A 25,210-nucleotide genomic window follows, 5' to 3' on the forward strand; every position below is an offset into this window, starting at 1 on the left:
CCAGGAGATGGCGGCCAAGTTTACCGCCGACGCGATCACGCCGTTCGCCGCCGAGTGGGACGCAAAGCATATCTTCCCGCGCGATACGATCAGGGAAGCGGCGGAGCTCGGCTTCGGCGCGATCTACGTCAGCGAGGAGAGCGGCGGGATCGGGCTCGGGCGGCTCGAGGCGGCGCTGATCATGGAGGCGATGGCCTATGGCTGCCCGTCGACCAGCGCGTTCATCTCGATCCACAACATGGCGAGCTGGATGATCGACCGCTTCGGCTCGGCCGAGGTCAAGGCCAAATACCTGCCCGCCATGATCCCGATGGAAAAAATGGGCAGCTATTGCCTGACCGAGCCGTCGTCGGGCTCGGACGCCGCCGCGCTCAAGACCAAGGCGGTCAAGGACGGCGACCATTATGTCGTCTCCGGCTCCAAGGCGTTCATCTCGGGCGGCGGCGAGAATGAAGTCTATGTGACCATGGTGCGGACCGGCGAGGAGGGGCCCAAGGGCATCACCTGCCTGGTCATCGACAAGGACATGAAGGGGGTCAGCTTCGGCGCCCAGGAGAAAAAGCTCGGCTGGCATTCGCAGCCGACCGCGCAGGTCAATTTCGACGAGGTGCGGGTACCGGTCGCCAACCGCGTCGGGGCCGAGGGCGAGGGTTTCCGCATCGCCATGATGGGGCTCGACGGCGGGCGGCTCAATATCGGCGCCTGCTCCTTGGGCGGCGCCCAGCGCTGCCTCGACGAGGCGGTCAACTACACCAAGGAGCGCAAGCAGTTCGGCACCGCCATCGCCGACTTCCAGAACACCCAGTTCACCCTCGCCGACATGGCCACCGACCTCGAGGCGGCGCGCTGGCTGCTCTATGTCGCCGCGGCCAAGGTCACCGCCAACGCCCCCGACAAGTCGAAATTCGCGGCGATGGCCAAGCGCCTCGCCACCGACAACGGCTCGTCGATCGTCGACCGCGCGCTCCAGTTGCATGGCGGCTACGGCTATCTCCAGGATTATCCGATCGAGCGCTTCTGGCGCGACCTGCGCGTCCACTCGATCCTCGAGGGGACCAACCAGGTCATGCGCATGATCGTCAGCCGCGACCTGCTGCGGCAATGATGATTTGCAGTTCAGACTCGCGTCCCGTGTCCGTTCGTATCGAGCAGCGTCGAGCGAAGCCGAGACGCGCCCGTCGAGATACCCCTGCGACCAACCTCCGGCACGACTTCTCGACAGGCTCGAAGTCTGCTCGAGGCGGTAATGAGTAGAGCATGACCGAGTCCAAGACCAAGCGGCCAACCGTCCCGTTCGACCCCTTCGCGATGGCCAAGAGCGCCGGTGATTTCGCGTGGGGCCTCGCCGCCAAGCCGGCCGAGCTGCTCGAGGTGCAGCTCGCCGCGACCCGCCAGTGGGGCGAGTTCTGGACCAGCGCGCTGCGCCCGCCCGCCGACCCGCCGCGCGACCGCCGCTTTGCCGCCCCCGAGTGGAGCGCGGACCCATATTACCGCGCGATCCGCGATTCCTACCTGCTCGCCTCGCAGCAGTTGCGCGAATTGGTCGCGCGCGGCGGCGGCGACGGGCAGTCGAAGGCGACCGCGAGCTTCCTCCTCGACCAATATTTGAATGCGGTGTCGCCGACCAATTTCGCGGCGACCAACCCGGCGGTGATCCAGCGCATCCAGGAGACCAAGGGCAAGAACCTGGTCGAGGGGTTCGCCAACCTTCTCGAGGATGTCTCGTCGGGCAAAGGCATCGTCCAGCGGCGCAGCGACCCGAGCGCGTTCGTCAAGGGCGAGACGATCGCCGCGACGCCGGGCCAGGTGGTGTTCGAGAACGACCTGTTCCAGCTGATCCAGTACACGCCGGTGACCGCCAAGGTCGCCGCCGAGCCGCTGCTCTACGTTCCGCCCCTCGTGAACCGCTACTACATGATCGACCTCCGGCCCAAGTCGAGCCTGGTCAAATGGCTGGTCGACCAAGGGCGCACAGTGTTCGTCGTGTCGTGGGTCAACCCGACCGAAGCGCACCGCGACAAGGACGTCGCGGCCTATGTCACCGAAGGCGTGGTCACCGCGATCGAGCAGGTCCGCAAACGCACGAAACAGGCGCCTGACCTATTTTCCTTCTGCCTCGGCGGGACGCTGGTCGCGATCGCGCTGGCGTGGCTCGCCGCCAAGGGCCGCGCCCAGGACGTCAATTCCGCCACGTTGATCGGCTCGATGGTCGATTTCGCCGACATGCGCGACTGGTCGGCGTTCGTCCACGAAGGGCATTTGGGCGCGCTCGAGGACCATCTCGAGGCGCAAGGCTTCATCGATTCGGTCGAGCTGCAGCGCCTGTTCGCGGCGATGCGCGCCAACGATCTGATCTGGTCGTCGGTGGTCCAGCATTATCTGCTCGCCCAGCCCGCCCCGCCGTCCGACCTGCTGACCTGGTTCGAGGACGGCGCGCGGATCCCCGCGGCGTTCCTGAAGTCGTACAACCGCGACCTGTTGCTCAACAACAGCTTGAAGGAGCCCGCCGGGTTCAAGGTCGGCTATGTCGCGATCGATTTGGCCGCGATCGAAACGCCGATGCTGGTGATCGCGCTCAAGGACGACCACGTCTCGGCGTGGAGCGCGGTGTATGACGGCGCGCGGCTGCTCAAGGCCGACTTCGTCCTTGGCGGGTCGGGCCACAACGCCGGGGTGATCAACCCGCCCGCCGCGGGCAAGCACGGTTTCTGGACCAACGACGCGCGGCCCCAGGCGGCCGAAGACTGGCTCGCCGGCGCGACCAAGCATGATGGCAGCTGGTGGCCGCACTGGACCCAGTGGCTGGCGCGGCACGGCAGCGGCAAACAGGTCGCGGCGCGCGCCATTTCGGACGGTCTCGAGCCTGCCCCGGGCCGCTACGCGATGATGCCGTAATGGACGCGGTGACCAAGGTGCAGGACGTCCTCACGTTCAAACAAGGCCAGGCCGGCCGCCTCCGCCTCAACCGGCCCAAGGCGCTCCACAGCCTCAACCGCCAGATGGTGCGCGCAATGTCCGCCGCGCTGATCGAATGGCGCAGCGACCCCGACGTCCGCATCATCCTCATCGACCACGCCGAGGGCCGCGGCTTCTGCGCGGGCGGCGACGTCGTCGGCATTTCGCAGGACGTCGCGGGCCATGAGGCGGCGGCGCGCGGCTTCTTCTTCGACGAATACCGCCTCAACCATCTCGAATACACCTACCCCAAGCCCGGGGTGGCGTTCATGGACGGGGTGACGATGGGCGGCGGGGTCGGCATCGCCTGCCCGTGCCGCTACCGCGTCGCCACCGAACGCACCTTGTTCGCCATGCCCGAGACCACCATCGGGCTGTTCCCCGATGTCGGCGGCGGGCGCTATCTGTCGCGGCTGCGCGGGCGATTGGCCCAGTTCCTCGCGCTGACCGGCCACCGGCTGAGCGGCGCCGAGTGCGTCGCACTGCGCCTCGCCACGCATTTCGTCCCCTCCGACCGGCTAGGCGCGACAAAAGAGAAGATCATCGCGCAGCCGTTCCGCACCCAGGCGATCCTCGACGAAGCGGCAGAAACGCAGGTGCTTGACGCGCCGATCATGGGCCGGCTCGAGGCGATCAACCGCTGCTTCGCGTCCGACCGTCTGGAAGACATCCTCGCCGCGCTCGACGCCGAGTTCGACGACCCGTGGTGCGCCGAGCAGGCGCGGATCATCCGCGCCAAGTCGCCGATGGCGTGCAAGGTCAGCCTCAAATTGCTCGTCGAAAGCCAGTACCAGCTTCATTTCCTCGACGAGATGCAACTCGAATATGCGATCATGGTGCGCCTCATCCGCCACCCTGATTTCCGCGAGGGCGTGCGCGCGCTGCTGATCGACAAGGACAATGCCCCGTGCTGGCAGCCCGCCGATCCGTCCGCGATCGGCGACGCCGAGGTCGACGCGTTCTTTGCGCCGCTGCCCGCCGCCGAGCAGTGGCAGCCTCTCGATGTCTAGGAAGAGAAAATGAGCTACGAATCCATTCTGGTCGAACAGAAGGGCGCGGTGACTTTGGTCACTTTCAACCGCCCGCAGGCCTTGAACGCACTCAACAGCCAGGTCCTCGCCGACCTCATCGCCGCATTCGCCGCCTACGACGCCGACGTCAGCCAGCGCTGCCTGGTGCTGACCGGCTCGGAAAAAGCGTTCGCCGCAGGCGCCGACATCAAAGAGATGCAATCCCAGAAGTTTGCCGACATGTATTCGGCCAATTTCTTCGCCGGCTGGGAGCAGGTCACCGCGACCCGCAAGCCGTGGATCGCCGCGGTCTCCGGCTTCGCCCTCGGCGGCGGCTGCGAAGTGGCAATGATGGCCGACTTCATCATCGCCGCCGACACCGCCAAATTCGGCCAGCCTGAAATCAAACTGGGCGTCACCCCCGGCATGGGCGGGTCGCAGCGGCTGACGTGGGCGGTGGGCAAGGCCAAGGCGATGGAGATGTGCCTGACCGGCCGCATGATGGGCGCCGATGAAGCCGAGCGCGCCGGGCTGGTGGCGAAAGTCGTTCCCGCCGCCGAACTCGTTGCGGAGGCGCTCAAGACCGCCGAGGCGATCGCCGGCATGGCCCCGCTCGCCGCCATCGCCACCAAGGAGATGGTCAACGCCGCGTTCGAGATGGGGCTCGCCCAGGGCATCAACTTCGAGCGCCGCCTGTTCCACGGCCTGTTCGGGACCGAGGACCAGAAGGAAGGCATGGCCGCCTTCGTCGAGAAGCGTCCCGGCAAGTGGAGCGGGAAGTAATGGCGAAAATCGCGTTCATCGGGCTGGGCAATATGGGCGGGGGGATGGCGGCCAACCTCGCCAAGGCCGGGTATCAGGTGCGCGCGTTCGATTTGAGCCAGCCCGCGCTCGACCGCGCCGTCGAGCGCGGCGCCGCCGCCGCCAAATCCGCCGCCGCCGCGTGCAAGGACGCCGAAGCGGTGGTCACCATGCTGCCGGCTGGCAAGCATGTCGCCGAGGTCTACCGCTCGACCGTGCTGAGCGCCGCGCCGAAAACCGCGATCCTGCTCGATTGCTCGACGATCGACGTCGCCACCGCCAAGGCGGTCGAGACCGACGCGCAGGCCGCCGGCTTCACGATGGTCGACGCCCCCGTTTCGGGCGGCATCGCCGCGGCCGAGGGCGGCACGCTGACCTTCATGGTCGGCGGGTCGGACGAGGGCTTCGCGCGCGCGCGCCCGATCCTCGAAAACATGGGCAAAGCGGTGATCCACGCCGGCGGGCCGGGATCGGGCCAGGCCGCCAAGATCTGCAACAACATGCTGCTCGGCGCGACCATGGCGGCGACTTGCGAGACATTCGTGCTGGCACAAAAGCTCGGGCTCGACCCGCAGGTCTTTTTCGACATCGCGTCCAAGGCGTCGGGCCAAAGCTGGTCGATGACCTCCTACTGCCCGGTCCCCGGGGTCGGTCCCGACACCCCCGCCGACCGCGGCTACGAAGGCGGGTTCGCCGCCGCGCTAATGCTCAAGGATTTGCAGCTGGCGATGGCCGCGGCGCAGGAAGCCGGCGCCTACACCCCGATGGGCGGGGAGGCCGAGGAACTGTACCGGCGGTTCGTCGATTTGGGCGGGGGAACCAAGGATTTCTCCGGCATCATCAAGATGATCGACGACAGCTGGGCGCCGCCCGCCGAGACCAAGGAGTAAATATGCGCCTGTTGCTGATTTCGACCGCCGCCGCCTGCGCGCTGCTGACCGCATGCAACTCGTCCGACGACGACGCGATCGGCAACACCGCCGCCAACAGCGCCGCGGTGCTTCCCATCAACGACTCCGCTGCCGCCACCGCCAACGCGGTCACGGTCGCCCTGCCGACCGAGCCGATGGCCAAGGACCGCGCCGCTGCCTTCATGCATGACCGCCACGAGAAGTATGAGGAACTCGGCGACGCGATGAAGGCGGTCAGCCGCGAATTGAAGGGGAAGAGCCCCGACCTCGCGGTGGTGCGCAAGAACGCGGGCGTAATCGCCACCTTCGCCCCGCAAATCCCCAGCCTGTTCCCGCCCGGCACCGGCCCCGAGGTCGGCAAGACCGAGGCCAAGGCCGCAATCTGGCAGAAGTCGGAGGACTTCGTAGCCAAGTCGAAGGATTTCACCGCCGCCGCGCTCGCCTTCGACGCCGCAGCCAAGGGCTCCGACCTCGCCGCGATCCGCGCCGCGCACGGCACCATGGGCAAGACCTGCAAGGCCTGTCACGACCTCTATCGTGAAGAGCATTGAGGCCGACGACGAGGGCGTTCCCGGGCCAGCCGTGAAGGCCGTTAAGGCCGCGGTTTGGGACCTGCCGACGCGGCTGTTCCACTGGGCGCTGGTTGCGCTGATCGGGTTCAGCTGGTGGGCCGCCAAGAATGACCAGCTCGAGTGGCACATGTGGTCGGGCTTCGCGATCCTCACTGTGCTGCTGTTCCGCTTGCTGTGGGGGATATTCGGCAGTTCGACCGCGCGTTTTTCCAATTTCGTCCGCGGTCCCGCCGCGGTGCTCGGCTATCTGCGCGACGCCAAAGGATGGCGCACGGTCGGGCATACCCCGCTCGGCGCGCTCAGCGTGGTCGCCTTGCTCGGGCTGCTCGGACTGCAAATCGCGACCGGGCTGGTCAACAGCGACGACGACGGTCTGGTCGAGGGCCCGCTCGCGCCGCTCCTCGGTGAGACTGCGTCCGATGCCGCGCACGATCTCCACGATGTGCTGTTCGACGGCCTGCTGATCGTCATCGGCATCCATGTCGCCGCGATCGTCTTTTATCGCCTGGTGCTCGGCAAAAAACTGCTCGGCCCGATGATCAGCGGGCGCGCCGCGCTCGACCCCGGCACCGAGCCGATGCGGCCCGGTCGCGGCTGGGTGGCGCTGCTGTGCCTGGTCGCCGCGCTCGCCTTCACCCGCTGGATCGTCGCCGGGGCGCCCCCGCTTGGCACTTGATCGCAGCCCCGGCGAGGGCCACATCGCCGCCATGCTGATCCACACCGAGCAAACGCCCAACCCGGCGACCCGCAAATTCCTCCCCGGCTTGGCCGTGATGGATGCCGGCACACGCGACTTCCCCGACGAGGCATCGGCCGCCGCCTCACCCCTCGCCGCCGGCCTGTTCGCCACCGGGGTGGTCGAGGGCGTGTTCTTCGGGCGCGATTTCGTCTCGGTCACCGCCGCGCCCGGCGCCGAGTGGAGCGTGGTCGAGCCTGAGGTGGTCGGCATATTGCTCGACCATTTCGTCAGCGACGCGCCGTTGTTCGCGCCCGGCACCGCAGCCGGCATCCATGTCGCCCCCGCGGACGACTTCGATGACGATCCCGCCGACGCCGAGATCATCGACCAGATCAAGGATCTGATCGAGACCCGCGTCCGCCCGGCGGTCGCGCAGGACGGCGGCGACATCATCTATCGCGGCTACAAGGACGGCACTCTGTACTTGGCGATGCAAGGCGCGTGCCAGGGCTGCCCGTCGTCGGCGGTGACCTTGAAGCGCGGCATCGAGGGGCTGATCAAGCATTATGTCCCCGAGGTGGAGAGCGTCGAGGCGGTCTGACGCAACGCGTTAATTCGCTTGCTTGGCCGCATCCGCTGTGGCCCACTCCGCCCGGCGCTATCAGGGCATCACGATGATCCTCGCGTTCGACACCTCCACCGCCGCCTGCACCGCGGCCTTGTTCGACCCCGGTGGCGCCTGCCTCGCGCGCGCCGACGAGATGATCGGGCGCGGCCACGCCGAGCGGCTGGTGCCGATGATCGAGTCGATGCTCGCCGGCCGCCGCGCCACCCACATCCTGGTCGGGGTCGGTCCTGGCAGCTTTACCGGGATCCGCGTCGGGATCGCCGCCGCGCAAGGGCTGGCGATCGGGTGGGATGCGGAAGTCGCGGGGATGTCGTCGCTCGCCTTGCTCGCCGCGGGCGCAGCTGGTGCCGGGCCGGTCGCGGCCGCGGTCGAGGGCGGGCATGGCGAACTATTCGTCCAGCAATTCGACCGCGCGCCGTTTGCCGCGGTCAGCGACTTGCTCAACCTGCCGGCACAGGCGGCCGCGTCGGAAATCACCGCCCCATCGGTGGTCGGCTCCGCCGCCGCCGCGCTGGTTGCCGCGCGCGGGCGCGGCGAGGCGGTCGCCGCGTTGCCCAGCGCGAGCGACTCGCTGCGCCTGCCAGAAGAGCTGCGCTCACTTGCGCCCAGGCCGCTGTACGCCCGCGCGCCCGATGCGAAAGTGCGGAGCGCGGCGTGATCGAGGGACCCGAGCCCATCGCCATCCGCCTCGAGGCCGGCTCGACCGCCGATCTCGACGAGGTCATTATTGTCATGAAACAGGCGTTCGACGACCGCTTCGGCGAGGCATGGACGCGCTCGCAATGCGCCGGAATCCTGCCGATGCCGGGGGTCGCCCTGATCGTCGCCCGCGACGGCCAGACGGCGATCGGCTTCTCGCTGTCGCGGATCATTGCGGGCGAGGCGGAATTGCTGCTGCTGGCGGTCGCGCCCGACCATCGCCGGCGCAAGGTCGGCAGCGTATTGCTCGACCAATTCCTTGACCGCGCACGCGAAAATGGCGCGAACCGGGTTCACCTCGAAGTTCGCGACGGCAACCCGGCGGTCAAGATGTATCGCGCCGCCGGTTTTCATGCCGCCGGGCGACGCCGCAAATATTATCGCGGGCGCGATGGTGGCGAATTCGACGCGCTGACCTTTACCACCACTGTCTAGTCTTGATGAAAGCAAAGGATTAGTAAGCGGCCATTGCCGTTGCAGTGCTACGCGCATATTGCCGAGAGCGCAGCCGCATCGGCTGCCCAATATGCTCGGGGAATTTCACAATGATTGACACTGACGGGGAAGACACGCTGCTGACGCTGACCGCCGACATCGTCGCGGCGCATGTCAGCAACAATAGCGTTGCGGTCAACGACCTGCCCAACTTGATCCAGAACGTCCACGGCGCGCTGGCCGGCATTTCCGGCAGCCGCGCGCCCGAGGCCAAGCTCGAGCCCAAGGTGCCGATCCGCTCGTCGATCAAACCCGATTACATCGTCTGTCTCGAGGACGGCAAGCGGCTCAAGATGCTCAAGCGGCATCTCATGACGCATTACCAAATGACCCCCGACCAGTATCGCCAGAAGTGGGGCCTCAATTCGGACTACCCGATGGTCGCGCCCAATTACGCCGAGCAGCGCCGCACTTTGGCCAAGTCGATCGGCCTCGGTACCAAGCGCCGCAAGACCGCGAAGGCCAAGTAACGCCGCCCAGTCATCCCGGACCTGATCCGGGATCCGCCTTCTTCTTGGCCGAATCGGAAGCAGGCGGATCCCGGCCCGGGTCGGGATGACGCTGGCTTTCGCGCCTGTGCCCCTCTAATCTCGCGCCATGCACCGCAACATCGACATCGAGAAATTGTGCGCCGACAAGGGGCTGCGGATCACCGAGCAGCGCCGCACCATCGCCCGCATCCTGTCCGAGGCCGAGGACCATCCCGACGTCGAGACGCTCCACGAGCGCGCCGCCGCGATCGATCCGAAAATCTCGATCGCCACGGTCTACCGCACCGTCCGCCTGTTCGAGGAGGCCGGAATCCTCGAGCGCCACGAGTTCGGCGACGGCCGCTCGCGCTACGAAGCGGCATCGGACGCCCACCACGACCATCTGATCGACGTCGAGACCGGCAAGGTCATCGAGTTCGTCGACGAGGAGCTCGAGCTGCTCCAGAAACGCATCGCCGAAAAACTCGGCTTCCGCCTCGTCGACCATCGCATGGAGCTGTACGGCGTCACGCTCGACCGCAGCCGCTAGGCCCTCCTCGCGGCTCCGAGCGGGGCTGCGCATCGCAGGGCTGATCCTGCTGTTCGTGGCGTGCATCGGCCCGCATCTGCTGTCCAAGCTGCTGTTGCGCACCTCGCGCTGGCCGCCGCGCTTCCTCGCCGCCGCGGCGTGGATCTGCGGCGCGCGCGTCACCATTGCCGGCGATCCGCCATCCCCGCACACCCTGCTCGTCAGCAACCACGTCAGCTGGCTCGACATCCTGATCCTCGCCGGCGCCACCGGTTGCGCGTTCGTGTCCAAGGATGCGCTCGGCCACGGCCTGATCCACTGGCTCGCCGACCAGAACACCACGCTCTACATCAAGCGCAGCCACCGCAAGGGCGCGCGCGACCAGGCCGAGGCGATCGCCGCCGCGCTCGGCCACGACCAGCCGCTGGCGCTGTTCCCCGAGGGCACCACCGGCCCCGGCGGCCATCTGCTGCCGTTCCGCTCGACCCTGCTCGAAGCCGCCGCCGTGGCCCCCCGCGCGGTCGCCGTGCAGCCAGTCGCGCTCGATTACGGCGCCGCCGCGCCGGAGATCGGCTGGCACGGCGAAAGCGGGCGCGACAATGTCCTGCGCGTGCTCGGCCGGCGCGGCACCCTGCCTGTCACCGTCCACCTCCTCCCAGCCCTGCCCCACCCCGGCGACCGCAAGGCGCTGGCCCACGCCGCGCGCGAGGCGATCGGGGTTGCGCTGGCCGCTTCAAGTTCGCCGCGCACTGGCCTATAGCCGTGTCGCCAATGACCCCCACGACCTTCCGCATCAAATCGTTCGGCTGCCAGATGAACGTCTATGACGGCGAGCGCATGGCCGAATTGCTGTCCGAGCACGGCATGGCCCCCGCCAGCGATGGCGCCGAACCCGATCTGGTCGTGCTCAACACCTGCCACATCCGCGAGAAAGCCGCCGAAAAGGCCTATTCGGACGTCGGTCGCCTGCGCCGCGAGGACGGATCCACGCCGCTCGTCGCGCTCGCCGGCTGCGTCGCCCAGGCCGAAGGCGCGGAGGCGCACCGCCGCTCGGGGCTGATCGACATCGTGGTCGGCCCGCAGGCCTATCACCGTTTGCCCGAGATGGTGACCGCCGCCGCCGCGGGCGCGCGCCCGGTCGACACCGCGATGCCGGCGATCAGCAAATTCGACGCGCTCCCCGCGCGCCGCCGCAGCGGCCCCGCGGCGTTCCTCACCGTGCAGGAAGGCTGCGACAAATTCTGCACTTACTGCGTCGTCCCCTACACCCGCGGCGCCGAGACCAGCCGACCGGCGGCCGACATCGTCGCCGAGGCGCACGCGCTGGTCGACGGCGGCGCGCGCGAGATCACGCTGCTGGGGCAGAACGTCAACGCCTGGGCGGACGGCGCTCTCGGCCTCGCCGGACTGGTCCGCGCCCTGGCCAAAATCGACGGGCTCGAGCGCATCCGCTTCACCACCAGCCACCCCGCCGACATGGACGACGAATTGATCGCCGCTTTCGCCGAGGTGCCCAAGCTGATGCCCTACCTCCACTTGCCGGTGCAGTCGGGCAGCGACTCGATCCTCAAGGCGATGAACCGCAGCCATTCGGTCGACAGCTATCTGCGCACCATCGACCGCGCCCGCGCCGCGCGCCCCGACATCGCCATCTCGGGCGACTTCATCGTCGGCTTCCCCGGCGAGACCGAGGCCGACTTCGAAGCGACGCTGAGCATCGTCGACGCGGTGCGCTATGCCGCGGCTTACTCGTTCAAATATTCGCCCCGCCCCGGCACCCCCGCGGCAACTATGGAGAGTCAAATCCCCGCATCCGTGATGGACCACCGGCTCCAGCGCCTCCAGGCGCGGCTCGCCGAGCATAGCCTGGCCTTCAACTGCGCCTGCATTGGCCGCGACACCAGCATCCTGGTTGAGCGCAGCGGCCGCCGCCCGGGCCAGATGATCGGCAAGTCGCCGTGGCTGCAATCGACGTTCGTCGAGACCACGGCGCCGATCGGCACCATGCTCGACGTCCACGTCACCGAAGCGCTCCCCAACAGCCTCGGCGCCACCGCGCTCCGTCAAGCAGAAGCCGCCTGATGGCCCGCCGCGATTCCACCGTCGCCGTCGCCGACCACGCCCGGCTCGAGCTCGAGTTCGACCAGCCGTACCTGCTCGGGCCTTTGTTCGGCGATTACGACCGCCACCTCGTGACCATCGAAAGTCGCCTCGGCGTGCACATCGCGGCGCGCGGCAACAAGGTCCAGATCGAGGGCGAGCCCGACGCCGCGGCGCGCGCCCGCGATGTCCTGGTCGGCCTCTACAACCGCCTTGACCAGGGCCACGACGTCGACGCCGCGGCGGTCGAAGCGGTGATCGCCATGGCCGCCCAGCCGCACCTCGACGGGATCGTCGCCGACGAGGTCGCCTCGCCGCCGCAGGTGATGATCCGCACCCGCAAGAAGACTATCGTGCCGCGCTCGACGGTGCAGACCGCCTACATGGAGGCGCTCGCCCGCGAGGACATGATCTTTGCACTGGGCCCGGCGGGCACCGGCAAGACCTATCTCGCGGTCGCCCAGGCGGTGTCGCAATTGATCGCGGGCAGTGTCGACCGCCTGATCCTGTCGCGCCCCGCGGTCGAGGCCGGCGAGCGCTTGGGCTTCCTCCCCGGCGACATGAAGGACAAGGTCGATCCCTATTTGCGCCCGCTCTACGACGCGCTCTACGACATGCTCCCCACCGAGCAGGTCGAGCGGCGCATCGCTAGCGGCGAAATCGAGATCGCGCCGATCGCCTTCATGCGCGGGCGCACGCTCAACGACGCCTTCGTCATCCTCGATGAGGCGCAGAACACCACGCCGATGCAGATGAAGATGTTCTTGACCCGCTTCGGCATGCGCAGCCGGATGGTCATCTGCGGCGACCCCAAGCAGACCGATCTGCCGCGCGGCGTCGAATCGGGGCTCAACGACGCGGTGGCCAAGCTCGACGGCATTGCGAAAATCGCGATGGTGCGCTTCTCCGCCGCCGATGTCGTCCGCCATCCCTTGGTCGGCAAGATCGTCGAAGCCTATGAAGGCCCGGGATCGTGAGCATGCTCGATATTGCGCTTGAAGCCGACGCCGAGTGGGACAGTAGCAACTGGGCCGAATTGGCGCGCCGTGCCGCCACCTCGGCGATTGCAGAAAGCGCGTTCCCGCAGCTCACCGCCGGCAACCGCACCGTCGAACTGGGGGTCAAGCTGACCAGCGACGACAAGGTCCGCGCCTTGAACGCGCACTGGCGCGGCAAGGACATGGCCACCAACGTGCTCTCCTTCCCGCTCGCCGAAGCCTATGAGCTCGACGACGATTCAGGAGTTTTCGACGAAGACGGCGGCCCCGAGCTGATGCTCGGCGATATCGTGCTCGCCCACGGCGTGTGCGCCGCCGAGGCGGCCGAGAAAGCGATCAGCGTCGAGGCCCATGCCAGCCATTTGCTGGTCCACGGAACGCTCCACCTGCTCGGCTACGACCACAAAGACGATGCCGCCGCCGCCGACATGGAGGCACGCGAAGTTCGCGCGCTGGCTCGTCTCGGCATCACCGACCCCTACGCGGTGGTGTGCTGATGGCGACCCGCCAGGACGACGAGCCGGAAGGCGCATCGCGGCTGTGGCGCGGGATGCGCGCGCTGATTTTCGGCGACGACGGCGAGACCAGCCTGCGCGACCAGATCGAGGAGGCGATCGACGAGGCCGAGGGCGCGCGCCCGGTGACCGGCGACCTTTCGCCCCACGAGCGCCAGATGCTGCGCAATTTGCTCCACTTCGGCGACCATACCGCGGGCGACGTCTGCGTCACCCGCGGCGAGATCATCGCGGTGCCCTCGACGATCACCTTCGAGCGCCTCATCGCGGCGTTCGCCGAGGCCGGGCACAGCCGCCTGCCGGTCTATCAGGACAGCCTCGACCAGGTGATCGGCATGGTTCACATCAAGGACGTGTTCATGGCGCGCGAGGACCCCGCGCGCGACCGCTCCCTGCCGGCGCTGATGCGCTCGCCGTTGTTCGTGCCCGAATCGATGGGCGTGCTCGATCTCCTCGCGCGCATGCGCAACGAACGCATCCACCTCGCCATCGTGGTCGACGAGTTCGGCGGCACCGAGGGCCTGATCACCATCGAGGACGTGGTAGAGGAGATCGTCGGCGACATCGAGGACGAGCATGACGAGGAAGTCCACGGCATGCTGGCGATGCTCGAGGATGGGCTGTGGGAGGCCGACGCGCGGCTCGAGATCGAGGAACTGACCAAGGCCGTCGACGCCCGCCTGACGTCCGAGGAAGACGAAGTCGACACCCTCGGCGGCCTCACCTTCCTGCTCGCCGGGCGCATACTCCCGGCGGGCGAATCGGTGCTCCACCCGTCGGGCTGGCGCCTCGAATCGGTCGAGGCCGACGCCCGCCGCATCATCCGCATTCGCCTCCACGCCCCCGAGGCGGCCCCCGCCTAAAGCCCTACGCATCCTTTGGCCGCGCCCGCCGTTCGTTGCGGATGACAGATCCACATCGTTTCGCGCTGATACTCGCCCTCGCGCTGACCGCCTGCGGCGAGAAGGCCGAGCAGGATTTTTCCGCGTCGACCGGCCCCAATCCCACCCTCGGCGAGCCGCGCAAGTCGCTCATCCCCACCGTCAAGATCGCCGACGCGCAAGGCTGGCCGGCGGGCGCCGCGCCGACCGCCGCCGCCGGACTCGCGGTCAATCAGTTCGCCGGCGACTTGGCTCATCCGCGCTGGCTCCACGTGCTGCCCAACGGCGACGTGCTGGTCGCGCTCAGCGACAGCCCCGGCACCGACAAGACCGGCGGGCTGATCAAGGGCGCGATCCAGGCGCGCATCATGAACAAAGCCGGCTCGGGGCGCGGCAGCCCCGATCTTATCGTGTTGCTGCGCGACCGCGACGGCAACGGGGTCGCGGAAACCCGCACGACCTTGCTCGAAGGGCTCAAGTCGCCGTTCGGGATGGCGCTGGTCGGCGAGGAACTGTTCGTCGCCAATGCCGACGCGCTGATCGCTTTCCCGTTTCGGCCCGGGGTGACCAAGCTGACCGCGCGGCCGCGCCTCGTGACCGCGCTGCCGTCGGGCTACAACCGCCACTGGACCAAGTCGCTGACTGTCTCGCCCGACGGCAAATACCTGTTCGTCGGGGTCGGCTCCAACAGCAATGCCGGCGAGAACGGGCTCGAAATGGAAAAAGGCCGCGCCGCGATCTGGGTGGTCGAGCCGAATACCGGCGCCTACCGCATCTTCGCGAGCGGGCTGCGTAACCCCGTCGGGCTCGCCTTCAACCCCGCGAGTGGCGCGCTGTGGACGGTGGTCAACGAGCGCGACGAATTGGGCAGCGACCTCGTCCCCGATTATCTGACCTCGGTCCGCGACGGCGGCTTCTACGGCTGGCCGTGGAGCTATTACGGCAATCGCGTGGACACCCGCGTCAACCCGCCACGCCCCGACATGATGGCGAAAGCGATCGTCCCCGATTATGCGCTCGGCAATCACGTCGCCCCGCTCGGGCTGGCGTTCAGCGCCGACGCCAAGCTGGGGCCGCGCTTCGCGACCGGCGCCTTTATCGGCGAGCACGGCAGCTGGAACCGCAACCCGCCGAGCGGCTATAAAGTCTCGTTCGTGCCGTTCGCGGGGGGCAGGCCGAGCGGGCGGCCGGTCGACGTGCTGACCGGTTTCCGCGTCGGCGATGTCGCACGCGGGCGGCCGGTCGGGGTTGAAATCGCCCGCGACGGCGCGTTGCTGGTGGCGGACGATGTCGGCGGCAAGGTGTGGCGGGTCACTGCCACGCTTCCACGGGGCGCCGCGACCCGCTAGCACCGCGCGCGATGTTGCTGCTCCTCGCGCTGCTCGCCGGCGCCGCCTCCGCCTTCGCCTTCCAGCCGGCCGGCCTGTGGCCGCTGCTCCCGCTCGCCTTCGCTGCCTTGCTCGAGCTGCTCAGCCGCGCCCCGACGCGCCGGCGCGCTCTGCTCACCGGTTTCCTGTTCGGGCTCGGCCAGTTCGCGATCAGCCTCAACTGGATCGCCACCGCATTCACCTTCCAGGCCGCGATGCCGGCGTGGCTGGGCTGGGTCGCGGTGCTGTTGGTGGCGCTCTATCTGGCGCTGTTCCCGGCGCTTGCGGCGGGGCTCGCCTGGGCATTCGGTGAAAAGAGCCGCCTGGTGCTTGTGCTCGGCCTGGCCGGCGCTTGGGGTATCACCGAATGGCTACGCGCCGGCCTGTTCACCGGCTTCGCTTGGAACCCGGCCGGGGTCGTCCTGGTCGATACCCCGCTGCTCGGCGTCAGCGCACTGATCGGTACTTACGGCTTGTCGCTGCTGGTCGTGCTGCTCGGCGGCGCGCTGTGGCTCGCCGCGCACCGCCGCTGGGGACCGGTCGCCGGAATCGCGGCGGCAACCGTGCTGCTGTGGGCCTTCCCCGCGCCGCGCATCCCCGCCTCGCTCGAGATCAAGCCGCTGCGCATCGTCCAGCCCGACATCGAGCAGGAAGACAAATGGCGCCCCGGTCTTGCCGACGAGGCGTTCGAGCGGCTCGGCCGGCTGTCGGCGGGCGGCGCGCCGGTCCCGCGCCTGCTGTTCTGGCCCGAGGTCGCGGTGCCCGTGCCGTTCCAGATCATCGGGACGAATGGGCAAAGCCTGCCCGTCTTGATGGCGGCGGTTCCGCGCGCGATGCAGTCGGTGCGCCCCGGCGACCTGCTGGTCACCGGCGCGGTGACGCTCGTCGCCGATGACCGCGGGGCGATCGTCGGCAACACCAACAGCGTCCTGACCATGGCCGCGGACGGCGGCATTTCGGGGCGCTACGACAAGGCGCACCTGGTGCCGTACGGCGAGTATCTGCCGATGCGGCCGTTGCTGTCGGCGATCGGCCTGTCCAAGCTGGCGCCAGGCCAGGGCGACACCGGCGCCGGCCCCGGCCCGCGCACGCTCGACGTCCCCGGGTTCGCGCGGATGGGAGTGCAAATCTGCTACGAGATCATCTTCTCGGGCGAGGTGGTCGAACGGGCGAACCGCCCCGACTTCCTGTTCAACCCGTCCAACGACGCGTGGTTCGGGCGCTGGGGCCCGCCGCAGCATCTCGCCCAGGCGCGGCTGCGAGCTGCCGAAGAGGGATTGCCGGTGGTGCGCTCGACGCCGACCGGGATCAGCGCCTTGATCGACGCCCGCGGCGGACTGGTAAAAGCGCTGCCGTGGCGCACCGCGGGGGTGATCGACGCCGACCTGCCGCCGCCCGCGGCCTCCCCGCCCCCGTTCGCGCGGCTCGGCAATTGGATCCCGCTGGGCCTTGCCTTCGCGCTGCTGTTCGCGGCCATTGCCCTCTCCGCGCGTCGCCGCTATCGGCCCATATAAGGATTTCCTTATATCACGATTCCCGCTCTCCAGCGGCCAGCGAGGACCCCGTTCGCCTTATGCGCAGCTCCTATCTCTTCACCTCCGAGTCGGTTTCCGAAGGCCATCCGGACAAGGTCGCCGACCAGATCAGCGATGCCGTGGTCGACCTGTTCCTGGGCAAGGACCCCGAGGCGCGCGTGGCGTGCGAGACGATGGTCACCACCCAGCGCATCGTGCTGAGCGGCGAAATCCGCTGCCGCGGCGTGTATGACGAGAAGCAGTTCCCCGACACCCACGGCTGGGCGCCCGGCGCGCGCGACGAAATCGAGCAGGTCGTGCGCCATACCATCAAGCGCATCGGCTACGAGCAGGCAGGCTTCCACTGGCAGTCGGCGAGCTTCGAGAACCATCTCCACGGCCAGTCGGCGCACATCGCCCAGGGCGTCGATGCCACCGGCAATAAGGACGAGGGCGCGGGCGACCAGGGCATCATGTTCGGCTTCGCGGTCGACGAAACCCCCGAGCTGATGCCGGCGACCTTGTTCTACAGCCACAAGATCCTCGAGCGCATGGCCGCCGACCGCCACTCGGGCGCCGCGCCGTTCCTCCAGCCCGACGCCAAGAGCCAGGTCACCCTGCGCTTCGACCATGGCAAGCCCGCCGCGGCGACCGCGATCGTTGTCTCGACTCAGCACAGCAAGGGCTATGACGAGGGCGACCAGGAAGCCGAGCTCCATGCCTATGTGAAGCGCGTCGTCGCCGACGTGCTTCCCGCCGAGTTGCTCAGCGACGACACCGTCTATCACATCAACCCCACCGGCAGCTTCGAGATAGGCGGCCCCGACGGCGATGCCGGCCTCACGGGGCGCAAGATCATCGTCGACACCTATGGCGGCGCGGCCCCGCACGGCGGCGGCGCTTTCTCGGGCAAGGACCCGACCAAGGTCGACCGCTCGGCCGCCTACGCCGCGCGCTATCTCGCCAAGAACATCGTCGCCGCCGGGCTCGCCCGCCGCTGCACGATCCAGCTCGCTTACGCGATCGGGGTCAGCGAGCCGCTCTCGCTCTACGTCGATACCCACGGCACCGGCACCGTCGAGGACAGCGCGCTGGAGACCGCGATCGGGCGCATCGACAAGCTCGGCGGGCTGACGCCGCGCGGGATCCGTACGCACCTCCAGCTCAACAAGCCGATCTACGAGCCGACCGCCGCTTACGGCCACTTCGGGCGCAAGGCGGAGGGCGACCTGTTCCCGTGGGAAAAGGTCGATTTGGTCGACGATCTGAAAGCGGCGCTGGCCTAACCGTCCTCGCGGCAGCGCACCCAGCGGCGTTGTCCACCGCGCCACAGGGTGCCGTCGTAGAAGTGGCCGGTGCGGCGGGCGTGCAGCAGCGCTTCCTGCTTCATCGCATTGGCATCGACGAGCAGCACGCGCAGGTCGCGGTTGTCGAGCCACCATTGCGCCGCCGACACCGGCACGGTGCGCTCGCCTTCGCGCAGCCGGGTCAAAATCAGTGGCGAGCCGGGGACATGGCCGAAACCTAGCGAAATCTCGATCGGGCGCGTGCCGGCGGTGCGACAGATCATGCCGCCGGTGGCGTGGGCCGGGGTGGCCACGGCGAGCAAGGCGAATGGAATCGCGAGAAGCAACTTGTTCATGGCCGCAGTGTACCGCGCGCTTGCTGAACCGCGGCTTGAGCGCTTAGGCGCGGCGCGATGAGCGCGCACAAGCCCGGCGACCCGACCACTCTCAACCGCCTCTACGGGCGGTCGGCGGGGCACAAGTTGCGTCCGGCGCAGCAGGCGCTGATCGATACGCTGTTGCCCAAGATCGCGGTGCCTGCCGAGGGCGAAGTGACCGCGCGGCGGCTGTTCGGCGATGACCGCCCGCTCCACTTCGAGATCGGCTTCGGCTCGGGCGAGCATCTTGCCTACCGCGCCGACCTGCTCCCCGACCACGGTTTCATCGGCGCCGAGCCATTCCTCAACGGAGTAGCGACCACGCTCGGCCATGTCCGCGGCCACGGCCTGGCCAACGTCCGGCTGCACATGGGCGACGCGCTCGACGTGTTGCGCCGCATCCCTGACGGCGCCTTGCGCTTTGTCTATCTGCTCCACCCCGACCCGTGGCCAAAGGCGCGCCACGCCAAAAGAAGGATGGCCAGCGACGGCCCGCTGAGCCTCATCGCGGCCAAGCTCGAGCCGGGCGGCGAACTGCGCATCGCCACCGATCATCCGGTCTATCTCGAGTGGACGCTGATGGTGATGCAGCGACACGCCCGCCAGTTCGAGTGGCTGGCGCAAAAACCCGCCGATTTTCTCGCGCCCCCAAGCGGCTGGATCGAAACGCGCTACGGCGCCAAGTCGCGCCGCGAGGGCCGCCGTCCTTATTATCTGCGCTATCGCCGCACCGCCCTTCCGGTGGTCGCGGCAGAGGGATAGACTGCGGCTATGCTCGAGGTGCTACGCCGGCCATTGTCGTCCTCCCAGCTCGCCGCGCTGGTCGCCGGTGTCGGCACCGCCGTCGCGCTTTACTGCCTCGCCTACACCGCGCTCGCCGGCCGCCCCGAATCGCTGCTCGGCGCGCTCGCCTGGGCCGCCGCCAACATCTGCCCGTGGCTGCTGGCGATCGAGGCCGGGAAGCGCTCGCCCGACTGGCGCGGCGCGGGAATCGCGCTGGCGGCCGCCGGTGCCGCCTCGCTGCTGTTGGGATACGCGCTCGGCAGCAGCAATGCCGGCCTGCTGTTCGAAGCGCTGCGCCGACTTCCCGCGTTGGCGGCAAGCACGGCCGCAGTCGCTCTCCTCCGCTCGCGTGTCGGCGCCGGTGCGGAAACGGGGCAGGAAATCCCCCTCCTCCCGCGCCAGATCGACTGGGTGCGCGCCGCCGGCAATTATATCGAGCTGCGCGCCGGCCAGCGCACCATCGTGCATCGCGGCTCGATCGGCGCCGCCGAGCGCGACCTCGCGCTGCACGGCTTTGTCCGCATCCACCGCTCGACTTTGGTCCGCCGCGACACCATTGCCCGCGTCCGACCGCAGGACGTGGTGCTGCGCGACGGCACGCACCTCAAGGTCGGCAAACGCTATCGGGCCGCGCTCGCCGGCTAGAGATTCGTCCCTTCGTCCCACCGCCGTTCCGCCTCCCGCTCCCCGCGGCCACAGCGGGGTCCGGAGGTGCGGATATGCGATCGATACTGTTGCTTGCCCTGTTGCTGAGCGGGACCGCGGCCAGTGGCGCCCCGCGCCTGACCGGCGATTTGCCGCGCAAGGACGCCAGGCCGCTCGAGGCGCTGGCCGGGGTCGACACCGAATATGGCTCGGTCCGCACCTCGGAAGGCGTGCGCCTGCGCACCATCGTCACCCGGCCTGCGGGATCCAGCGGCAAGCTGCCCGCGATTTTCCACACCCAGGCGGTGTCGTGCGGCAGCCTCGAATTGCCGACCGACCGCCCGACCATGCTCGGCGAGCTGGCGCGCCGCTCGGGGATGGTGCTGATCCGCGTCGAGCGCGCCGGCACCGGCGACAGCGAAGGCCCCGCTTGCGAGGCGTTCGATTACGACACCGAGGTGCGCCATTACCGCGAAGCGTTCGACGCCCTCGCCCGGCATCAATGGGTCGATCCGAACAAAATGTTTATCGTCGGCAGCAGTCTGGGTTCGACCACTGCGCCGCTGGTCGCCGAAGGCAAGAAAGTCGCCGGGATCGCGGTGCAGGGCGGCGGCGCGCTGACCTATCTCGAGCGGATGATCGGGTTCGACCGGCTCTACCTCGAACGCTCGGGCAAATATCGGCCCGAGGCGATCCACGACGAGATGGTCAAGCGCATCGCGTTCCACCAGCTCTATCTGATCGGCCGCAAGACGCCCGCGCAGATTGCCGCCGAGCGCCCCGACCTCGCCGGCGTGTGGGCGTCGATCCGCGGCGGGGCGGAGGCGCCGCCGCATTACGGCCGGCCTTACGCCTGGCACTGGCAGGCGGCGGCCAAGAATTTCCTCGGTGCGTGGGCGACAATCGAGGCACCGGTGCTGGTCGGCTACGCGCCGTACGACCAGTTCGAGCCGCTGCAATCGCATGCCGTGATCGTCGACACCGTCAACCGCTTGCGCCCGGGCACTGCGCAGCTGGTGATGCTCGACGGCCTCGATCATTCTTTGCGCCGCTACCCCGACGCCCTCGCCGCCTACCGCGAGGAAGGTGGCGAGCCGGGGCGCGAGGCGTGGCTCGAGCCGCTGATCGCCTGGCTCAAGGAGACGGCGCGATAGGTTTAGGCCCCAGCCGCAGCAGCCGTCCACTCGGGCCGTCCTCGAGCAAATAAATTTCGCCGCGCGGGCCCTGGTCGACGGCGCGGATGCGCGCGCCCATCGGCCAGTGGTCGGCCTTCCGCGCGCTGTCGCCGTCGATGTCGACCCGGATCAGCGCTTTTCCCGATAGCGCGGGGATCAGCGCGTCGCCCTTCCAGCCCTTGAACAGGTCTCCCGAGTAGATCAGCAGCCCGCCGGGCGAGACCGACGGGTTCCACCACGCCTTGGGCTCCTCGAAGCCTGCGCCGCGGTGATCGTCGGGGATGTCCTCGCCGCCGTAGTGGCTGCCGTACGACGCCACCGGCCAGCCATAGTTCTTTCCCGGCACGATCAGGTTGAGCTCGTCCCCGCCCTGCGGCCCCATCTCGGTCGACCACAGCCGCCCGTCGGGGGCGAAGGCAATTCCGAGCGGGTTGCGGTGGCCGAGGGTGACGAAACGCCCGTTGATCCGCTCGCCCTCGGCGGTCAGATGAATGACCTTGCCGAGGTCGCCGGCGCGGTCCTGCGCCGGCTGCATCTTCTGGCGGTCGCCCGAGGTGAGGAACAGCGTGCCGTCGGGAGCGAACGCGATGCGATGCGCGAAATGCCCGTCCCCGTCGACCTTCGGCGTCTGCCGCCAGATCACCTTGAACCCGTCGAGCGAAACTCCCGCCGCCGCGCCGGGCACCGCGGGCGCGGTGAACAGCAACCGGCCGTAGCCGACCGCCGCGCCGCCGGTCCCGCCCGGCCCAGCCTCGACGAAGCTCAGATAAATGCGCTGGTTGCCGGCGAAATCGGGGTGGGCGACGACGTCCCCCAACCCGCCCTGGCCGGCGACCTTGGCCTGGGGGACGCCGCTAACCTCCTGCCGTGTCCCGCTGCCGGTGCTGACCAGCCACAATTTGCCGCCTTTCTCGGTGACCAACGCAGCGCCGGTCATCCGCACCCCGCTGCCGGGCAAAAAATCCATCGCCCATGGCGCGTCGAACCGCGCCACTTCGGAGACGCTGAACGGGGGGTCGGCCGCGGCCGCCGCGGGCTGTGACGGCGCGGCGGCGCAGGCGGCGGCTGAAGCAAGCAACAGGATGGCTTGAAATCGTAGTGTAATCATCGGGATCGGCTCCTCTTCCGACTATTGCGGCGGGCGCCCCGGCCGGTCAATGCTGGGGCGCCAAGCGGACCCGTTTGCCGCCCGGCCGGCCCGGTTCGAGTTCGCCTTGCGCCTGCCCCGCGACGGGCCTATATCGCGGCTTCTCCCTCGACATCGTCAATGATGCTGAGGCTGGCTTCCCCCCGGAGGCCGGTCCGAGACTTGTTTTAGTTTCATGCGAAGGCCCGACGTGACCGATACCGCCGCTTTGACCCGCCTGCTCGAGCCCGAGGTGCAAGCCTTGGGCTTCGACCTCGTGCGGGTGGCGATGGTCGGCGGCACCAGCGACCCGACGCTGCAGGTGATGGCCGAGCGCGCCGACACCCGCCAGCTCGCGCTCGGCGATTGCGAGCAGATTTCGCGCCGGCTGTCGGAAATCCTCGACGCGCTCGAGGCCGAGGGCCGCGATCCGATCGACGGCGCCTACCGCCTCGAAGTGTCGTCGCCCGGCATCGACCGCCCGCTGACCCGCCTCAAGGATTTTTCCGACTGGGCCGGCCACGAGGCGCGCCTCAAGCTCGCCGAGACCGTCGACGGCGCCAAGCAAGTCTCGGGCGTCATCGAGGGCGTCGACGGCGACACCATCCGCATCGGCTCGCCCAAGGGCGCCCGCACGATCCCGTTCTCCGCCATCGCTTCGGCCAAGCTGCTGCTGACCGACGATCTCATCCAAGCCACCGCGCCGCTCAGCACCGAGGGCGCCGATCTCATCAAGACGGAAGGTTGATCTGAAATGGCTACTGCCGCCCCCGCCGCTCCCGCCTCCTCCCCCACCGCCAACAAGGCCGAATTGCTCGCCATCGCCGACGCCGTCGCGCGCGAGAAGCTGATCGACCGCGCCATCGTCATCGAGGCGATGGAGGACGCCATCCAGCGCGCCGCCCGCGCCCGCTACGGCGCCGAGAACGACATCCGCGCCAAGCTCGACCCGGTCACCGGCGACCTCCGCCTGTGGCGCGTGGTCGAAGTGACTGAAGAGGTTGATGACCATTTCAAGCAGGTCGATTTGAAGGGCGCGCAGAAGCTCAAGGCCGACGCCGCGGTCGGCGACTTCATCGTCGACCCGCTGCCGCCGATCGAGTTCGGCCGCATCGCCGCCCAGGCCGCCAAGCAGGTCATTTTCCAGAAGGTCCGCGACGCCGAGCGCGAGCGCCAGTATGAAGAGTTCAAGGACCGCGCCAACGAGGTCATCACCGGCGTCGTCAAGCGCGTCGAGTTCGGGCACGTCGTGGTCGACTTGGGCCGCGCCGAGGGCGTCATCCGCCGCGACCAGCAGATCCCGCGCGAGATGGTCCGCGTCGGCGACCGCATCCGCAGCCTGATCCTGTCGGTCCGGCGCGAAGCGCGTGGGCCCCAGATCTTCCTGTCACGCGCCCACCCCGAGTTCATGAAAAAGCTGTTCGCGCAGGAGGTCCCCGAGATTTACGACGGCATCATCGAAATCAAGGCGGCTGCTCGTGACCCAGGGTCGCGCGCGAAAATCGGCGTCATCAGCCACGATAGCTCGATCGATCCGGTCGGCGCCTGCGTCGGCATGAAGGGCAGCCGCGTCCAGGCGGTCGTCCAGGAGCTCCAGGGCGAGAAGATCGACATCATTCCGTGGAGCGAGGACCTCGCGACCTTTGTCGTCAACGGCCTGCAGCCGGCGACGGTCAGCCGCGTCGTCATCGACGAGGAGGAAAGCCGCATCGAGGTGGTCGTCCCCGATGACCAGTTGAGCCTGGCGATCGGCCGCCGCGGCCAGAACGTCCGCCTCGCCAGCCAGCTGACCAATTCGCAGATCGATATCCTGACCGAGGCGGACGCCTCCGAGAAGCGCCAGCGTGAGTTCGTCGAGCGCTCCGAGATGTTCCAGACCGAACTCGACGTCGACGAGACGCTCGCCCAGCTGCTGGTGGCCGAGGGCTTCACCAGCCTGGAGGAAGTCGCCTACGTCGAGATCGACGAGATCGCCTCGATCGAGGGCCTCGACGACGAGATCGCCGGCGAGCTGCAGAACCGCGCCGGCGAAGCGCTCGAGCGGCGCGAGGCCGCGTCGCGCGAGGAGCGCCGCGCACTCGGCGTCGAGGATGCGCTGGCCGAGCTGCCGCACCTCACCGAGCAGATGCTGGTGACACTGGGCAAGGCCAAGATCCTGACCCTCGACGACCTCGCCGACCTCGCCACCGACGAGCACATTCAAAAGAAGCGCCAGGAACCCCGCCGCCGCGCCGAGAATGCGCCGACCCGCAACGAGGACAAGGGCGGCATCCTGTCCGACTACGGCCTCAGCGAGGAGCAGGGCAACGAGATCATCATGGCCGCCCGCGCCCACTGGTTCGAGGACGAGGACAAGTCGGCCGAAGCTAAAGCGACCGAGCCCGAAGTCACCGCCGAGCCGGCGGTAGAGGCCGAAGCCGAAGACAAGCCCGCCAAGAAGCCGGCCAAGAAGGCGGCGGCCAAAAAGCCCGCGGCCAAGGCCAAGGCTGACAACGCCGCCGAAGACGCAGCCGGGGAGGACGCAATTGCGGAATCCTCCGAATGACACGCCTGACGGCCTGACGCTCGACCGCGAGGCGCATGTCCCCGAACGGACGTGCGTGCTGACCCGCCGCACGGGCAGCCGGAGCGACCTGATCCGGCTCGCGCTCGGCCCCGACGGCTCGGTCGCGCCCGATGTCCGCGCCCGCGCGC

General features: G+C 68.5%; 27 protein-coding genes. 25 read left to right on the forward strand and 2 right to left on the reverse strand.

Translation table 11 applies throughout. The annotated features are described in order from the left end of the window. The 20 genes from RMP08_RS08900 to metK all read left to right on the forward strand — a co-directional run. A partial coding sequence (locus RMP08_RS08900; RefSeq protein ID WP_310468641.1) for an acyl-CoA dehydrogenase family protein occupies window positions 1–1,105 on the forward strand: 1,105 nt, incomplete at its 5' end. A 152-nt stretch (window positions 1,106–1,257) separates the two neighbouring features. Next, entirely contained in the window at window positions 1,258–2,895 is a 1,638-nt protein-coding gene (locus RMP08_RS08905; RefSeq protein ID WP_310468642.1) for a class I poly(R)-hydroxyalkanoic acid synthase, read from the forward strand. Continuing rightward, window positions 2,895–3,965, forward strand: a complete 1,071-nt coding sequence (locus RMP08_RS08910; RefSeq protein WP_310468643.1) for an enoyl-CoA hydratase/isomerase family protein — start codon at window positions 2,895–2,897, stop codon at window positions 3,963–3,965. The genes RMP08_RS08905 and RMP08_RS08910 overlap by 1 nt, the downstream gene beginning before the upstream one ends. A 9-nt stretch (window positions 3,966–3,974) precedes the next feature. Continuing rightward, a complete protein-coding gene (locus RMP08_RS08915; protein WP_310468644.1) occupies window positions 3,975–4,748 on the forward strand; it encodes an enoyl-CoA hydratase in 774 nt (257 codons plus the stop codon). Beyond that, a complete protein-coding gene (gene mmsB, locus RMP08_RS08920; RefSeq protein ID WP_310468645.1) occupies window positions 4,748–5,656 on the forward strand; it encodes a 3-hydroxyisobutyrate dehydrogenase in 909 nt (302 codons plus the stop codon). The genes RMP08_RS08915 and mmsB overlap by 1 nt, the downstream gene beginning before the upstream one ends. A gap of 2 nt (window positions 5,657–5,658) precedes the next feature. After that, the gene (locus RMP08_RS08925) at window positions 5,659–6,228 is read left to right on the forward strand and encodes a cytochrome c (protein ID WP_310468646.1); all 570 of its coding nucleotides are present in this window, start codon (window positions 5,659–5,661) and stop codon (window positions 6,226–6,228) included. A gap of 31 nt (window positions 6,229–6,259) precedes the next feature. Then, a complete protein-coding gene (locus RMP08_RS08930) occupies window positions 6,260–6,925 on the forward strand; it encodes a cytochrome b/b6 domain-containing protein (RefSeq protein ID WP_310468647.1) in 666 nt (221 codons plus the stop codon). A 31-nt stretch (window positions 6,926–6,956) separates the two neighbouring features. Continuing rightward, window positions 6,957–7,529, forward strand: coding sequence for a NifU family protein (locus tag RMP08_RS08935; RefSeq protein ID WP_310468666.1), 573 nt, complete (start codon window positions 6,957–6,959; stop codon window positions 7,527–7,529). A gap of 37 nt (window positions 7,530–7,566) precedes the next feature. Continuing rightward, window positions 7,567–8,214, forward strand: a complete 648-nt coding sequence (gene tsaB, locus RMP08_RS08940; protein WP_310468648.1) for a tRNA (adenosine(37)-N6)-threonylcarbamoyltransferase complex dimerization subunit type 1 TsaB — start codon at window positions 7,567–7,569, stop codon at window positions 8,212–8,214. Beyond that, a complete protein-coding gene (gene rimI / locus RMP08_RS08945; protein ID WP_310468649.1) occupies window positions 8,211–8,690 on the forward strand; it encodes a ribosomal protein S18-alanine N-acetyltransferase in 480 nt (159 codons plus the stop codon). The genes tsaB and rimI overlap by 4 nt, the downstream gene beginning before the upstream one ends. Before the next feature lie 110 nt (window positions 8,691–8,800). Continuing rightward, entirely contained in the window at window positions 8,801–9,220 is a 420-nt protein-coding gene (locus tag RMP08_RS08950; RefSeq protein WP_310468650.1) for a MucR family transcriptional regulator, read from the forward strand. 127 nt (window positions 9,221–9,347) lie between these two features. Beyond that, a complete protein-coding gene (locus tag RMP08_RS08955; protein ID WP_310468651.1) occupies window positions 9,348–9,770 on the forward strand; it encodes a Fur family transcriptional regulator in 423 nt (140 codons plus the stop codon). Window positions 9,771–9,825: 55 nt separating this feature from the next. Further along, window positions 9,826–10,509, forward strand: a complete 684-nt coding sequence (locus tag RMP08_RS08960; protein WP_310468652.1) for a lysophospholipid acyltransferase family protein — start codon at window positions 9,826–9,828, stop codon at window positions 10,507–10,509. Window positions 10,510–10,520: 11 nt separating this feature from the next. Then, complete coding sequence (gene miaB, locus RMP08_RS08965) at window positions 10,521–11,831, forward strand: tRNA (N6-isopentenyl adenosine(37)-C2)-methylthiotransferase MiaB (protein ID WP_310468653.1); 1,311 nt, start codon at window positions 10,521–10,523, stop codon at window positions 11,829–11,831. Continuing rightward, window positions 11,831–12,826 carry a PhoH family protein gene (locus RMP08_RS08970; RefSeq protein ID WP_310468654.1) on the forward strand — a complete coding sequence of 332 codons (996 nt, stop codon included), beginning with the start codon at window positions 11,831–11,833 and terminating at the stop codon, window positions 12,824–12,826. Before miaB ends, RMP08_RS08970 begins: the two co-directional genes overlap by 1 nt. A gap of 2 nt (window positions 12,827–12,828) precedes the next feature. Then, window positions 12,829–13,344 (forward strand): rRNA maturation RNase YbeY, encoded by a 516-nt coding sequence (gene ybeY, locus RMP08_RS08975; protein ID WP_310468667.1) that lies wholly within the window; start codon window positions 12,829–12,831, stop codon window positions 13,342–13,344. Further along, window positions 13,344–14,225 (forward strand): hemolysin family protein, encoded by an 882-nt coding sequence (locus RMP08_RS08980; protein ID WP_310468655.1) that lies wholly within the window; start codon window positions 13,344–13,346, stop codon window positions 14,223–14,225. The genes ybeY and RMP08_RS08980 overlap by 1 nt, the downstream gene beginning before the upstream one ends. Before the next feature lie 41 nt (window positions 14,226–14,266). Beyond that, complete coding sequence (locus RMP08_RS08985; protein WP_310468656.1) at window positions 14,267–15,592, forward strand: sorbosone dehydrogenase family protein; 1,326 nt, start codon at window positions 14,267–14,269, stop codon at window positions 15,590–15,592. A gap of 11 nt (window positions 15,593–15,603) precedes the next feature. After that, a complete protein-coding gene (gene lnt, locus RMP08_RS08990) occupies window positions 15,604–17,124 on the forward strand; it encodes an apolipoprotein N-acyltransferase (RefSeq protein ID WP_310468657.1) in 1,521 nt (506 codons plus the stop codon). 59 nt (window positions 17,125–17,183) lie between these two features. Beyond that, on the forward strand, window positions 17,184–18,410 hold the full coding sequence (gene metK, locus RMP08_RS08995; RefSeq protein WP_310468658.1) for a methionine adenosyltransferase: 1,227 nt from the start codon (window positions 17,184–17,186) through the stop codon (window positions 18,408–18,410). On the opposite strand, the gene RMP08_RS09000 is transcribed toward metK, so the two are convergent. Then, entirely contained in the window at window positions 18,407–18,766 is a 360-nt protein-coding gene (locus RMP08_RS09000) for a hypothetical protein (RefSeq protein WP_310468659.1), read from the reverse strand. The two genes, metK and RMP08_RS09000, sit on opposite strands and share 4 nt — an antisense overlap. A gap of 57 nt (window positions 18,767–18,823) precedes the next feature. On the opposite strand from RMP08_RS09000, the gene RMP08_RS09005 reads away from it, so the two are divergent. The 3 genes from RMP08_RS09005 (at window position 18,824) to RMP08_RS09015 (ending at window position 21,369) form a co-directional block, all read left to right on the forward strand. Then, window positions 18,824–19,549 (forward strand): tRNA (guanine(46)-N(7))-methyltransferase TrmB, encoded by a 726-nt coding sequence (locus RMP08_RS09005; RefSeq protein WP_310468660.1) that lies wholly within the window; start codon window positions 18,824–18,826, stop codon window positions 19,547–19,549. A 9-nt stretch (window positions 19,550–19,558) separates the two neighbouring features. Further along, the gene (locus RMP08_RS09010; protein WP_310468661.1) at window positions 19,559–20,215 is read left to right on the forward strand and encodes a LytTR family DNA-binding domain-containing protein; all 657 of its coding nucleotides are present in this window, start codon (window positions 19,559–19,561) and stop codon (window positions 20,213–20,215) included. A gap of 74 nt (window positions 20,216–20,289) precedes the next feature. Beyond that, the gene (locus RMP08_RS09015) at window positions 20,290–21,369 is read left to right on the forward strand and encodes a CocE/NonD family hydrolase (RefSeq protein ID WP_310468662.1); all 1,080 of its coding nucleotides are present in this window, start codon (window positions 20,290–20,292) and stop codon (window positions 21,367–21,369) included. On the opposite strand, the gene RMP08_RS09020 is transcribed toward RMP08_RS09015, so the two are convergent. Further along, window positions 21,350–22,468, reverse strand: coding sequence for a PQQ-dependent sugar dehydrogenase (locus tag RMP08_RS09020; RefSeq protein WP_310468663.1), 1,119 nt, complete (start codon window positions 22,466–22,468; stop codon window positions 21,350–21,352). The two genes, RMP08_RS09015 and RMP08_RS09020, sit on opposite strands and share 20 nt — an antisense overlap. Window positions 22,469–22,727: 259 nt before the next feature. Here RMP08_RS09020 and rimP point away from each other — a divergent pair, with 259 nt between their 5' ends. Then, window positions 22,728–23,264: a ribosome maturation protein RimP gene (gene rimP, locus RMP08_RS09025; protein WP_310468664.1), complete on the forward strand. Its 537-nt coding sequence runs from the start codon at window positions 22,728–22,730 to the stop codon at window positions 23,262–23,264. A gap of 6 nt (window positions 23,265–23,270) precedes the next feature. Continuing rightward, entirely contained in the window at window positions 23,271–25,061 is a 1,791-nt protein-coding gene (nusA, locus tag RMP08_RS09030; protein WP_310468665.1) for a transcription termination factor NusA, read from the forward strand. The last annotated feature ends 149 nt before the right edge of the window (window positions 25,062–25,210 follow it).

This window comes from Sphingomonas sp. (genome assembly GCF_031426035.1).
Lineage (GTDB): Bacteria > Pseudomonadota > Alphaproteobacteria > Sphingomonadales > Sphingomonadaceae > Sphingomicrobium.